At 32.1% G+C, this 13,172-nt stretch carries 16 protein-coding genes; 10 read left to right on the forward strand and 6 right to left on the reverse strand.

The genetic code is table 11. The features are described 5' to 3' along the window. Positions 1-2: 2 nt before the first annotated feature. Positions 3-551, reverse strand: a complete 549-nt coding sequence (locus ACLBWW_RS23210) for a hypothetical protein (RefSeq protein WP_048546767.1) — start codon at positions 549-551, stop codon at positions 3-5. A 381-nt stretch (positions 552-932) separates the two neighbouring features. Between ACLBWW_RS23210 and ACLBWW_RS23215 the strand changes: the two genes are divergently transcribed. After that, a complete protein-coding gene (locus ACLBWW_RS23215) occupies positions 933-1,484 on the forward strand; it encodes a GNAT family N-acetyltransferase (RefSeq protein WP_046954301.1) in 552 nt (183 codons plus the stop codon). A gap of 38 nt (positions 1,485-1,522) precedes the next feature. Here ACLBWW_RS23215 and ACLBWW_RS23220 read toward each other — a convergent pair whose 3' ends face one another. Together ACLBWW_RS23220 and cspD are read right to left on the reverse strand one after the other, a co-directional pair. Beyond that, complete coding sequence (locus ACLBWW_RS23220) at positions 1,523-1,708, reverse strand: cold-shock protein (protein ID WP_000286202.1); 186 nt, start codon at positions 1,706-1,708, stop codon at positions 1,523-1,525. A gap of 86 nt (positions 1,709-1,794) precedes the next feature. Then, complete coding sequence (cspD, locus tag ACLBWW_RS23225) at positions 1,795-1,998, reverse strand: cold-shock protein CspD (RefSeq protein ID WP_000176365.1); 204 nt, start codon at positions 1,996-1,998, stop codon at positions 1,795-1,797. A 371-nt stretch (positions 1,999-2,369) separates the two neighbouring features. On the opposite strand from cspD, the gene ACLBWW_RS23230 reads away from it, so the two are divergent. Both ACLBWW_RS23230 and ACLBWW_RS23235 read left to right on the forward strand, forming a co-directional pair. Further along, entirely contained in the window at positions 2,370-3,266 is an 897-nt protein-coding gene (locus tag ACLBWW_RS23230; RefSeq protein ID WP_098977828.1) for a CPBP family intramembrane glutamic endopeptidase, read from the forward strand. 17 nt (positions 3,267-3,283) lie between these two features. Beyond that, entirely contained in the window at positions 3,284-3,925 is a 642-nt protein-coding gene (locus ACLBWW_RS23235; protein ID WP_098222477.1) for an AAA family ATPase, read from the forward strand. A gap of 36 nt (positions 3,926-3,961) precedes the next feature. Here ACLBWW_RS23235 and ACLBWW_RS23240 read toward each other — a convergent pair whose 3' ends face one another. Next, positions 3,962-4,723 (reverse strand): arginase family protein, encoded by a 762-nt coding sequence (locus tag ACLBWW_RS23240; RefSeq protein WP_098222467.1) that lies wholly within the window; start codon positions 4,721-4,723, stop codon positions 3,962-3,964. Positions 4,724-4,911: 188 nt separating this feature from the next. Between ACLBWW_RS23240 and ACLBWW_RS23245 the strand changes: the two genes are divergently transcribed. After that, the gene (locus ACLBWW_RS23245; RefSeq protein WP_116300182.1) at positions 4,912-5,538 is read left to right on the forward strand and encodes a PRK06770 family protein; all 627 of its coding nucleotides are present in this window, start codon (positions 4,912-4,914) and stop codon (positions 5,536-5,538) included. Between the two features lie 58 nt (positions 5,539-5,596). Here ACLBWW_RS23245 and ACLBWW_RS23250 read toward each other — a convergent pair whose 3' ends face one another. Continuing rightward, positions 5,597-6,463: a LysR family transcriptional regulator gene (locus ACLBWW_RS23250; RefSeq protein WP_262721003.1), complete on the reverse strand. Its 867-nt coding sequence runs from the start codon at positions 6,461-6,463 to the stop codon at positions 5,597-5,599. Between the two features lie 129 nt (positions 6,464-6,592). On the opposite strand from ACLBWW_RS23250, the gene ACLBWW_RS23255 reads away from it, so the two are divergent. The 3 genes from ACLBWW_RS23255 to ACLBWW_RS23265 all read left to right on the forward strand — a co-directional run bounded on the left by ACLBWW_RS23255 (position 6,593) and on the right by ACLBWW_RS23265 (position 9,240). Further along, entirely contained in the window at positions 6,593-7,636 is a 1,044-nt protein-coding gene (locus ACLBWW_RS23255; protein ID WP_048546777.1) for an aspartate-semialdehyde dehydrogenase, read from the forward strand. Between the two features lie 167 nt (positions 7,637-7,803). Then, positions 7,804-8,910, forward strand: a complete 1,107-nt coding sequence (locus ACLBWW_RS23260) for a C45 family autoproteolytic acyltransferase/hydolase (protein ID WP_048546780.1) — start codon at positions 7,804-7,806, stop codon at positions 8,908-8,910. 66 nt (positions 8,911-8,976) lie between these two features. Next, positions 8,977-9,240 carry a hypothetical protein gene (locus ACLBWW_RS23265; protein ID WP_048546781.1) on the forward strand — a complete coding sequence of 88 codons (264 nt, stop codon included), beginning with the start codon at positions 8,977-8,979 and terminating at the stop codon, positions 9,238-9,240. Positions 9,241-9,343: 103 nt separating this feature from the next. Here ACLBWW_RS23265 and ACLBWW_RS23270 read toward each other — a convergent pair whose 3' ends face one another. Continuing rightward, on the reverse strand, positions 9,344-10,246 hold the full coding sequence (locus ACLBWW_RS23270; protein WP_098123710.1) for a LysR family transcriptional regulator: 903 nt from the start codon (positions 10,244-10,246) through the stop codon (positions 9,344-9,346). A 262-nt stretch (positions 10,247-10,508) separates the two neighbouring features. Here ACLBWW_RS23270 and ACLBWW_RS23275 point away from each other — a divergent pair, with 262 nt between their 5' ends. From ACLBWW_RS23275 to ACLBWW_RS23285, 3 genes are all read left to right on the forward strand, one after another. Beyond that, positions 10,509-11,195 carry an MOSC domain-containing protein gene (locus ACLBWW_RS23275; RefSeq protein WP_098076233.1) on the forward strand — a complete coding sequence of 229 codons (687 nt, stop codon included), beginning with the start codon at positions 10,509-10,511 and terminating at the stop codon, positions 11,193-11,195. Positions 11,196-11,456: 261 nt separating this feature from the next. After that, positions 11,457-12,341 carry a GNAT family N-acetyltransferase gene (locus tag ACLBWW_RS23280; RefSeq protein ID WP_048546786.1) on the forward strand — a complete coding sequence of 295 codons (885 nt, stop codon included), beginning with the start codon at positions 11,457-11,459 and terminating at the stop codon, positions 12,339-12,341. A 33-nt stretch (positions 12,342-12,374) separates the two neighbouring features. Further along, positions 12,375-12,971: a DUF1349 domain-containing protein gene (locus ACLBWW_RS23285; protein WP_098076231.1), complete on the forward strand. Its 597-nt coding sequence runs from the start codon at positions 12,375-12,377 to the stop codon at positions 12,969-12,971. Positions 12,972-13,172 lie beyond the last annotated feature (201 nt).

Below are 13,172 nucleotides of genomic sequence, written 5' to 3' on the forward strand. Positions count from 1 at the left end.
ATTTATTTCACTTGAATTGAGATTTTTTTATTAGTTGTATTATTCTCAGTAATCGTTAATGTTATGTTCCCGGATTCTTTAAATGAATAGGATGAGAGTTGATAAAGCTCTTTTATGCCATGTTTCTCTTTTAATTTATTGGCTGGAAGTGATGTTATGTTCGGTTTCCATGATTCTTGCTTACCTGAAGGATAGTTAACTATTATTTCTGGATTATTTAATTGCATTGGTTCCCAAGAGGCAAAATGTAGTTCAACTTCTGTATCTTTCTTTAGTAATACTTCTGAGAAATATCCAAGCTCTCCGACATTACCGAAAACAGTAAAGTTTTGATTTTGTAATGTGATATCTAAATGTTTAGGTTGATATGTTGCTGCGTGATAGATTCCATATGAAAGAGAAAGAGTGGCGGCGATTAAAATACCGATTGAAAATGTTTTAAAGCTATTGCCTTTAAAATTAGTCATCATGAATGAATTTGGGGCGAACTTTTTTGCAAATAAAAATATGAGTAATATGAGTAAGAGGGATAAGCCGATGAATATATACATAGAAAACTCACACCTCCATAATAAAACAAGATATTGACTATATTTTACCATAAATGTATGGGGGAGGGTGTTGTTTTAGAAGGGAAAAGTGAGCACGGAATCGAATTTATAAGACGTATTATTAAGGACGGGGTGATGGAGATGAAAATGAAAATAATACAATTAATTATAAAACTAGAGCATAAAGAGGTGATCATAGTATTTTGATCACCTCTTTATTTTTTCTAATCATGCAAAAGCAAGAAGGGTTATTTTTAGTTCGTATTGAATTAAGAGGATAAGCTTCTCTAGAAATATTTGATAAATGGGACATTGAGGACTTTCCTAATTATAAATACTTTTTCTGCTATAATGAATGAGTAGAAAGAAAGGAGTGATCCTGTGGCGTTTCCTATATTAGAAACAGAACGTTTGCGTTTAGTTGAAATAGAACAATCTTATTGTCAAAAAATATATGAAATCTTTTCATTGGATGAAGTAACGTGTTATTACGGTATGAATTCTTTTACGGAGTTTGGACAAGCTTCACGTATGATTGAATCTTTTTCAAAAAATTACTTTGAGAAAAAGGCAATACGATGGGGGATTGTATTAAAAGAAACAAATACTTTAGTGGGTACAATTGGATTAAATAATTTACAACTATGGAGTAAACGATCTGAAATTGGATATGACTTACATCCTCGTTATTGGGGGAACGGTTATGCGTCAGAAGCGGCTCGAGAAATTATTCATTATGGATTTCGAGATTTAGGCTTATTTAGAATTGGAGCTATTACATACCCTGAAAATGTTACTTCTTGTAAAATGTTATCTAAAATAGGCTTTCATAAGGAAGGGTTATTACGTGGCTATATTCATCAAGGAAATAAGCAACATGATGCACTATTGTATTCTATAGTTCGAACGGATGTAGAGGATATAAATTTATAATAAAAACCCCCTCTTATAAAAGAGGGGGTAAGTAAAAATTAACCTATTTTAGGTAATAAACGTTCTCCGCTTTTCATGCTACTTTTACATAAAGGGCATTTAGGCTCTTCTTCAAATGAAAAATTCTTTCTCATCCATCCTAAACAATCCTCTGATTCACATTCCCAGACAGGGGTTTGTTCTGGTGGTACTTCAGCTACATCGTTCTTTCGATTGCGATACATATAACCACTCCTTTTATGTAAAAAATTTTAGTTATATATTAAAAAGGTTGTTAACCGAGCTGGTAACAACCTTTTTATTGTTTGAATTATAGCTTTACAACGTTTTTAGCTTGAGGTCCACGGTTACCGTCTTCAACTTCGAAGCTAACTTCTTGACCTTCGTCAAGAGACTTGAAGCCGTCGCCAGTGATAGCTGAGAAGTGAACGAATACGTCGTTACCGTCTGCAACTTCGATGAAACCGAAACCTTTTTCGCTGTTAAACCATTTTACTTTACCTGTTAATGTCATGGTAATGCCTCCTAAAATTTAAAAAGATTACAATATGATCGGCCTTATTTGAATGAAAAATAAAAGTTCACATATTATCAAACACCCATAAGGAGTACAAAATAATCCTGATTGATACTTGATAATATGCAAAGGAAATATGGTGTTAAATTGACCTTAATTACTATCTTACAACAAATGGTGGGAAATAGCAAGTGCTGGTAATACCAGTGAATAATCTTGGTGATAATAGTAAAACGCACAAAGTCATCTCTTTTATTTATATATTATTCCAAATTTAGGTTTATGCTAAACGGAGAGCATTTTTATTGAAAGTTTGCATTAGAGAAACAATATATAGTATTAATATATTTGTTAAGGAGGCGAGAATATTGCAATTTACTCAATTTAAAATAATTGAAGCAGCCAAAGAAGGAAGAAGAAAAATTCATCCAGTATTCGCTGTTATACTTGCAATTGTATTTTTAACTTTAGGTGAATTGTTCATGTTACTTATGTTGTTTTTACCGAAAGCAGAAACACTTTTAATGAAGGCAATTTATAGTGACATTGAGATGATATTGACGTTTGGCGGAGCTGTATTTTTTGTTTTTTTATGGGTTAGATTTGTAGAGAAAAGATCAATTTCATCCATTGGGTTTTGGAGAAATCAGTGGATAAGAAAATATTTGAGAGGTGCATTATTAGGGTTTGTTTTCATTTCAATACCAGTAATGATACTTTTATTAACAGGAATTGTACAACTACAAATGCAACAAATTACGCCAACCGCTATAATTGGAATTGTGGGATCTTTAGTTGCTTTTTTAATACAAGGTGCAACAGAAGAAATTGTTGTTCGAGGTTGGTTATTTCCCGTCCTTTCTGTTAGAAGTCGTATATGGATTGGGATTGTTGTGACTTCGTTTTTATTTGGTTTTCTTCATTTACTAAATCCAGGTATTACAATTCTTTCAATATCGAATATAATATTAGTTGGTGTATTTGCAGCTTTTTACGTTTTGAAAGATAGTAGTCTTTGGGGGATATGCGCATGGCATTCCATTTGGAATTGGGCACAATATAACGTATTCGGATTTGCAGTAAGTGGAATGGCAATGTATTCTACACCACTTTTTAAACCTGTAACAAAAGGATCGGAAGTCCTTCATGGGGGCTCGTTCGGTATTGAGGGGAGTATCATTACAACAATCATGCTTTCTATCGCTTCCATTGTTTTATGGAGACAGTTATGGGGAAAAAATGCAAAGCAAAGAGATTTAAGTTAATGAAAGTGGGAGAAACTATGGGGATTATAGCGCTTGAGGGAGCAAGTGCGGTTGGTAAGAGTAGCACGTGTCGTGAGTTAGAAAAAAATTATGGTGCGTACATTATACCTGAAGTGAATTTATTGTTTGAAAGACCGAAAAACGAACATAGAACATGGTATTTTGAAAAACAAGTAGAGCACTGGAAAATAGCAGCGCAGAAATCAGAGCAATATGAATTAGTAATACTTGATGGCGACATTTATCAACCACTTAGTTATAATTGGTGTTTCCATTTTGATATATTTAATCAGCCGTTATCTTTAATAGAAAACTTTTATAAAGAAAAGCTGATACATAGGGAAATTGGTTTTCCCGATCAATATTTTTATTTATATACGAATGATGAAGAACTGAGAAAACGGAAAGAATCTGACGAGACAAAAAGAAGAAGAAACTTTGAAAAACATTTACATATATCAAAATCGTTTCAACGTTATTATGAAAATTTAAATGCTGTTACAGACGGATATTGCAAAATGATTGATGCGAAAAGTGTAAAATCGAATGAATTAGAAATTGTGAAAAGTTTAAATAGTTTAAATGTGTGTGAAGAGAGACGTTTTGATGTTTTGAGGTTAGATGCGATTACGAAGTGGTTAAAAGAACATCGTGCATAAAAACAACGAGTGCCTTATAAGGTACTCGTTGTTTTTTTATGTATTATATATTGATTTTAAAATTTGTAAGTTTGCTTTTTCATTTTTCTTAATAGCATTTGCAAATTTAGCTAGAAAGAGCTGAGAAGGATAAACCGGTAGTTCACCACAAATATCGATACCATAAACATTTTTATTCCTAATAAGAGAATGTAAACATTTTAATAGTGTAGAAAGTTTCATATGTCCTTGATCCCAATTTGTAATAGTTATTTTTGAATCTAAAACATCTTTATCAATGCTTACATATATAGTATCTGTATGAATATGCGAAAGTATCGTATGTGTAGATACTTCATAAGTTGTATCTATCGGGAATACTTCTACGCATGAATAATCATTAGAATGAATGGTTAAAGAAGAAGGTCCGATAATAATTACTTTCTTTAATTTTGGGTTATTTTGAAGTGCGAACGATACCCATGACCCGCAAGAAATAAGAGTATGTTCATTTTCTTCTTTTAAGTTCATGTCAGTGTGATGATCAAATAAAATAAGGCTAAATGGTTCATCTATTTCTTTTAGTAGCAAATAAGATACATAATGATAATTTCCAGAACCGATAAAGGTGATTCCTCTTTTCTTTCTACGATATAACTCCCGTTTTATACGCTTTAAAGAAGGAGTCTCGCAATACAGGTTTGCGTGCTCTAAATGACTAAAATCAATATCTTCATGGGAATAAGAATGAAGTTTATTTTGTAATAAATATGTATCGTCAAAGTTTAAAAAAGTTAAACCGCTATACAATAAACTCATATTTATTCATCTCCTTAATATGTAGACTAGCATATATTTTTATAAAATTAAAACGAAATGCTTAGAGATGGATCTGCATTTGAAAAAGATGGATATTTTGACAGAATAATCTTTCAATTGATAAAGAAAAGAACTATAATATAAGGAAATATATATGTGGTTCAAGAAATAGAAAATATGAATGGGATATGTGGGAGGAAACAAGCAAGATGAAAACATTTTTTAAAATAATAGGTATTTTAGCTGGTATGGCGGTAATCGGCGTAGGTGTAACATATGGTATGCTGTATTATCTAAATAATAGTAAACCAGCTGCGAAAAAGGCATCACCAGCTGCTCCGGCAGCAGAAGTACTAGCTGATAGTAATGTAAAAGCTGAAGATGCAAAGCTTTTAGAAAATGGCAATCATTCATTACCAAATAGCGGTTTTAATAAAAATTTTAAATGGACAGATGAGAACATACAGACAGCATTACATGAAATGGCACATCAAAAAACGAAAGCTGATCAAAAGTGGGGCTATATTTTTATCACACAAGAACGAATTGAAAGTTTACTTGATATTGTAAAGAGTAATGATCTAGTACAAGGAAATACATATGCAGATATTTTAGAGAGATGGAAACAAGGGAAATATGAAAAGATGGACGCAGATCACAACAAGATTTGGAAATTACAAAGCGGGAATTTAGGCGAAGGAAAAGGAGTAATGTCAGAAGCGGAACAAAAAGAGTTAATTAATCAATTGTTTATGCAAAAAGGTACATATTCAGGTAGTAAATTAATTGCAGATGGGGGACAGACTAATAAATAAGATAATATTGGAAGAGAGTAAGTGCTTATTAGGCAGTTACTCTTTTTTTGTGCACATTTTAGTCTCGCTCTAGTAAGGAAAGAAACGATTGTAAAACGGGTGAAATCCATCTAGATTTATGATAGATTACATGGCTTTGAATAACTGTTGAAGTTTCGATAGGCTGAAAACAGAGTTGTTCTTTTTGACAACTTTCTTGTACAACAATGTAAGGAAGAATTGAAATTCCTAACTCACACATCACAGATTGTTTAATGACTTCAACGTTGGAAGTTTCAAATGTTTTAGCTGGAATATTTCCGCTTTGACGTAAAAACCGATCTACCATCGGTCTATAGCCGCAGCTTTGTTCTGTAAAGATAAATTGAGTATCATTTAGTAAACAAAATGGATTAGAGTGTGTAGAGTGATGGGGAGTTAAAATCCATCCAAATGCTTCATTACAAAAAGTACGCGTAATAAAATCATTATGTTCCATACTTTCTCCAATTATGAAAATAACATCTGTTTCTCCTTCACGTAGCTTATTCATTGCTTGTTCGTTTGTAGTTGTTTCCAGTATGATATTTACTTTCGGATTCTCCTGTTTGTACATACGTAATAATTGTGGTAATCGGTACACTGCTAATGATTCGTTAGATGTAATCGTTAAAGTTCCCTCTAAATCATCACTATTTTGAGGGATTTCTTGCGCTTTTTCATAAATAGCTAGTAATTCTAGAGCATAAGGATGAAATTGATGACCTGCTTTTGTAAGAAGTACTTTTTTCCCTAATCGATCGAATAGAGGGAGACGTAAATCGTTTTCTAATGCTTTCATATGCGCTGTTACAGTAGATTGCGCATAACCTAACGCATGAGCAGCTTTAGAAAAACTACCATACTTAACGATGGCACAAAATGTTTTAATATGTCTCATTTCCATAAGCTATCCCTCTTTTATTATCATGATTTGTGAATGATTATATCACGTATTTCAATTTTCCAAATGATTAAATTCTTTATAAAATGAAATTATAGAAATATTCATTTAAATTATATTGGAGGAGAAATGATGATCAAAAAGGGCTATCATGTAGCTGTAGTTGGTGCTACAGGTGCAGTAGGACAGAAAATTATTGAACTGTTAGAAAAAGAAACTAAATTTAATATAGTTGAAGTTACATTGCTTTCGTCAAAACGATCCGCTGGCAAGTTAGTGCAATTTAAAGGACGAGAGATAATGATACAAGAGGCAAAAGCAACTAGCTTTGAAGGTGTAGATATTGCCTTTTTTAGTGCTGGAGGAGAAGTGTCTAGACAATTTGTTAATCACGCAGTCACTAGTGGTGCCATCGTAATTGATAACACAAGTGAATACCGAATGGCGCACGATGTACCACTCGTTGTTCCAGAAGTAAATGCGCACACTTTAAAGGAGCATAACGGTATCATAGCAGTTCCGAATTGTTCAGCATTACAGATGGTGATGGCACTTCAACCAATTCGAAAAGTATTCGGATTGGAACGAATTATTGTTTCCACATACCAAGCTGTGTCAGGTTCAGGAATTCATGCGATTCATGAATTAAAAGAACAGGCAAAGTCAATGCTTGAAGGTGAAGAGGTTAAGAGTACTATACTGCCAGCGAAAAAAGATAAAAAACAATATCCGATTGCGTTTAATGTATTACCTCAAGTAGATATATTTGCAGATAATGATTTTACATTTGAAGAAGTAAAAATGATTCAAGAAACGAAGAAAATTTTGGAGGACCAAAACTTGAAAATGGCAGCTACTTGTGTGCGTGTTCCGGTCGTATCCGGGCACTCAGAATCGGTTTATATAGAACTTGAAAAAGAAGCAACTGTTGCAGAAATAAGAGAAGTGTTGCTGGATGCACCAGGTGTTGTACTGCAAGATAATCCAAGTGAACAGCTGTACCCAATGCCATTATATGCAGAAGGGAAAATAGATACATTTGTCGGGAGAATTAGAAAAGACCCTAATACACCAAAAGGATTCCATCTTTGGATTGTTTCCGATAATTTATTAAAAGGGGCCGCTTGGAACTCGGTTCAAATTGCAGAAACGTTGGTGGAAGAGGGGATAATATAGTATAGGTAAATTAGGAAACTGTTAATGATTACAGTTTCCTAATTTTTATTTTATAATTGTTTTCTTTATTCCAGCCAAATTTGATTTGAAAGACAGTAAAAAACATCAAGAATGAATAAAATTCATTTGGTATGATATGGATAAATTAGATGTAAGGGGGGATTTAGATGTACCAAGTAAAGGGGTACTTTTCATCATTAAAAGGAAGTCATTATGATATTGGAAAGCAACAAGGAGAGTTTGTGAAAAATCATCCGTATCTCATTCCACAATTTATACAGCAAGAACATTTAGTATCAGATAATTATTGGACAGAATCTAGAAATATATTAAATCAATATTGTCCAGGAATTAATGAAGAAATTGAAGGGTTTTGTGAAGTGTTGAAAATTCCTGCTAGAAATCTGATGTATTATTATCAAACACTATTAAAAGCAGGATGTAGTCATTGTGTCGTATTACCTAAAAAGACAGATTCAAAGCACACATATGTATTAAGAAATTATGATTTGTCACCAAAAATAGATGATATGCGTTTTTGCTCAACACATGTTGAAGGTGCATATGTGCATAGTGGCTTTTCTACTTTTTATTTCGGTCGAACAGAAGGAGTTAACGAGCATGGGCTAGCTGTTACATTTTCAGCATGTGGTCAACCAGTAGGGAATATTGAAGGCTTACGAAAGCCAGTGTTAAGTGGTTTACAATGCTTTGCGGTAATTCGAGTATTATTGGAGAAATGTAAAAATGTGCAGGAGGCGATATCAATAGTCGATGAAATGCCAATTGCAAGTAATATTAATCTAATTGTAGCAGATCCTTTAGACGCAGCACGTATTGAAATATTTGACGGTTTTAAATCAATAACCACAATTGATGAGGAAAACCAAGATTTTATCGTATCAACAAATCATGCAATTAGTTTATCTGTTCAAAAATTGAATAATAGAAGATTAGAACAATCTACAAACAGATATTACACATTGTATGAACATTTAAATCGAAATGAACAAGTGAGCATGGATTCTTTAAAAGAATTAGTAGAAAGAGAGTATCCTACTGGGCTGACAGTACATAATTATGAAGAATGGTTTGGAACTTTGCATTCTGTCTTATTTGATTTGCATAATCGTACAATGAATATTTGCTTCGGATCTCCACTATTCAACGACTGGTACTCATTGAAAGTTGGAGGAAGTCTTTCATTTTCTCAGGTAAATGTGAAATTTAATAATAAAACGTATACTGACTTTTGGAGAGAAGAACGCTATTAATTGATTCAAGAAGAATAAATGAGATAAAATGGTAATAGTAAGGTGTATGTACGGGAGGGATTGCCATTGCTAAAAGTAATGTTACCGATTGTTCTTATCTTATTTGTTGCCATTTCAATGTATATTACTTATGAAAAAAGAAAAAAAGCAGGGGTAAAAGGATTGAAGAGTGCGTTAACTTCAATTTGTTTCTTTACACTAGCAATCTTAAATTTGCTTGCATATTGGTTAAACTTTGGCGGTATTTTTATTTGGTTAATTTCAATTGTTTTATTACTAGTCGGGGCATATTGTACGAAATATATTCCAATATCTAAAAAGGTACATTGAAATTTATTTGAGTTTAAAAGTTATGTTGTATTTTGTTTTGAAAAGAGATTATTCTACTAGAGCGTTGTGAAACGGTTTCAATAGGATAATCTCTTTTGTTCGTTTAGCTTTGTAAAGAATGTACTGTTCTTTTTAGTTGCTCAATAAACTCTCGAGTTGCAGCACACATATATTTATCGTTTCTATAAATAAGGCCAATTTCTATTGTAGGAGTAGGATTTTCTATTTTAATAGCTCGAATGTTTTTATTTTGTAAAAAGTCTATATACGGTTTTGGTAACAATGTAATTCCCATTCCTTTTGAAACCATTTGGATTAAAGATTCCATCGTACTAATTTCTAAAATTGGTTTTGGTTTAAAGTTAAATTTTTGACAATGAAATGTAATTAGTTCGGTTAAAAAGAAATTTTTAGGTAAAAGAATTAAAGGGTAGTTCTGTAATTCAGCAATAGATACATGATTACGTTCAGCTAATTGATGATCGGTTGGTACGACTAATGTAAGTTCACTTTTGTATAGAGGGATAGAAATAATCTCCTTATCTTGCACCGGGAGAAATGTAATGCCAATATCTAGTTCGTTTTGTAATAATTTTTCACGAATATCTCCTGTACGAAGCCCTAATACAGAAAGCTCTATATTGGGATATGAATGATTAAAATTTAATATAGCTGGTGGTAGTAAATAATTTACGACGGTTAACAAAGAGCCTATTGTTAAGGAACCTTGCTGTAATCCGTTTAAGTCTTGAATAGCGGAACGAGCTTGTTCGACTTCATGAAAAATGGTTTTACTATGTAATAATAAAATCCTTCCTGCATCAGTTAAAGATATTTTTTTACCAATGCGATCGAAAAGCGGCATTCCTACTTCATGTTCTAATGCACGTATTTGCTGACTTAGAGAAGGTTGTGAAATATTTAGTTTCTCAGCTGCTTTTGTGAAATGCAATTCTTTTGAAACAGCTAAAAAATATTCAAGTTGTCTTAATTCGATTGGAATCACCTCAAGTTTAATGATAGGTTATACCTATCATTATTATATAAATAATTGGATTGAACAATGATTTTGTTGAGCTTATAATCACTTTATTAGAGAGGGATTGAAAAGTTTTGAAGTAAGGATAGATAAGTATCGGAGCAAGGATATTTGAGTGGTTATTACATTTGCTAACCTTTTGTCATTTTAAATGAAAAATAGACAGAGAGTTTGAAAGTATAAATTAATTTATTGAAAAATTGTAGGGTAAGTAAGAGGAGCGATTAAGATGAATAAAGTATATGAGGTACTATCTTTAAATATAGGGTTACCAAAAGAGGTTACATACGGCGGAAAGGTAATTCATACAGGTATAAATAAGAAGCAAGTAAGGGAACCGGTGTTTTTATCCTTTTTAAAATTTAATGGAGATGGGCAAGCGGACTTAGTTCATCATGGTGGAGTAGATAAAGCAGTTTGTGTGTATTCTGGAGAACATTATAGATACTGGGAAAAAGAGTTGAATCAAGCCCTTGTATATGGAGCATTCGGAGAAAATATAACAATTAATTGTCTGTGTGAAGAGGATGTTTGTATTGGTGATACATTTCAAATTGGAGAAGCAATTGTACAAGTAACACAGCCAAGACAACCTTGTTTTAAATTAGCTAAGAAATACAATATTCCAAAGTTACCACTTTATTTTCAAGAAACAGGATATACAGGATTTTATTTTCGTGTATTAAAAGAAGGATGGGTATCACCTGCTGATACGTTAAAGTTAATAAAGTCTGATCCAAAAGGTGTTACAGTAGCAGTTGCTAATCGTATTATGCATAAGGAAAAACAAAATATGGAAGGGCTAAAAAGGATCTTAGAAGTACATGCACTTTCTACAAGTTGGAGAAATACATTTGAAAAGCGAATGAGAGGAGAAGAAATTAATACGAGGGAGAGACTAGAAGGAAAAAAATAATAAAAAATATTTTTTTATAAATGGTGCATTTCTATGAGTAAAAACGAAGTAGAAAGCACTATTTTTATATAATAAACTTATTAATATTCAAAAATCTTAATATTGTTTTATTCGACTTATTTTCGAATAGTCAAAACATAAAATTAATTAGACTCTTTTTTTATATTTTATGATAGTATATTGATTGGTAAGACCTATTACATTAAGAGCAGGTTATATAACTAAATCTAATTTGATGGAATTAACGTATGGAGGGACAACATGGGGAATGTTGAAATTTTTGAGAAATTTCTTTTAGAAGAACCAAAAAGAGAGCAGTTATTTCCTTTATTTGAAGAAGTGTTTGGAATTACAATTCAAACATTGAATGATTTTTCAGAGAGAGGTTATTGGGATGATACATACAAAGCTTTATCATTTTTACATGACGATAAAGCGATTGCAAATGTTGCGGTATTTTCGCTACCGTTGCTAGTAAATGGTGCAAGAATAAATGCAGCCGGCATTCAAACGGTAATGACTCACCCTGATTTTCGTAGACAAGGACTCATGACACAATTAATAAGTAAAATGATAGAAGAAATTGATAAGAAATGTGAATGTACATTATTATTTACGGAAAAACCGGAACTATATACATCATTTGGGTTTAAAGTTGTGCAGGAGTATTTGATGACTATTCTATATGATAAAAAGAATAATAATGACTCCTTACTTAGAAAATTAGATTATTATATGGAAGAGGATAGAAAGTTAATACATGAAACTATTGATAGTAGCCAAAGACTTTCAAATAATTTTTCAACATTAAACTTCCGTCCTTCGTTTTATTTGAATATGTATGATTCGGGATGGAATGGGAAATTGTATTATTCAGAGAAACTAGATGCTCTAATTGTGTATGAAGTAGATAATGAAAAGTTGAAATTATATGGAGTATTTGCACCAGTAATTCCAGTTTTAGATGAAATATGCGGAGAAATCGCTGAAAGATTTACAGAAATCGAATTTTACTTCTCACCAGATCAATTAGGGATTGAGGATGTACAATTTACAGAATTACAGTCTAATAAGTATTTAATGGTTCGAAGTAATAAAGAGTTAGATTTTAAAGGTTATAAATTTCCTGTATTAGCGGAGTTTTAAATGTTTGTATAAAGGCTTTATTATGGAGGAATTATGAATATATCGTATATACCTAAACATGTTGAGCAGCTCACTATAATGAATGTCCCTGAATATTATAAAATTAATGACAACCGGTCGTTTATCGTCTGTTCCAAAGCAGAAACAGATTTCTGGCTTAAAACACATTATGGTTTTGAAGTAATGAATGGTCATGTATTTTATAATGAAATGATGACAGACTTTCAAGCTGAAGTTCAATTGTGTATGAATCCAAATTCAAAATACGATCAAGCAGGTCTTTTTGTTATGATTTCGGAAAAGTGTTGGTTGAAAACTTCATTAGAGTATATTCCAGATGGCCCTTCTCATTTAGGAGCTGTCGTAACGAATAATGGATATTCTGATTGGTCAACACAAGACTTTCCAACAGAATTAGCTAACGAGCAACTTCGTTTTCGAATTGTTCGTAAACGTGGCGATTATATAATATATGTAAAAAATAGCTGTCAATGGGAACAAATAAGAATTGCCCATTTGATGGAGGATATAGGGAATGCGCCTGTTAAAATAGGTTTTTACACGTGTAGTCCTTCTAAAAACAATGGATTTGAGACTGAGTTTTTAGATTTTACAATTGAAGAGATATAGATGAAAAGCCGTATTCTTTCTACTTAAGAATACGGTTTTTCTATTTGTGTAATATAAAGCACATTTATTGACCAGAAAGTCATTAATGCTTATCATTTAATAATGTTAAATATTAATTTGCATAATATAATAGAAGTACTGGAAAAATCAAAAAATATATGGCTTAAGTAAGGAGGGTATGAATTATTAAATGGTAATTTC

The sequence above is a fragment of the Bacillus sp. M5A3_1b genome (assembly GCF_053345335.1).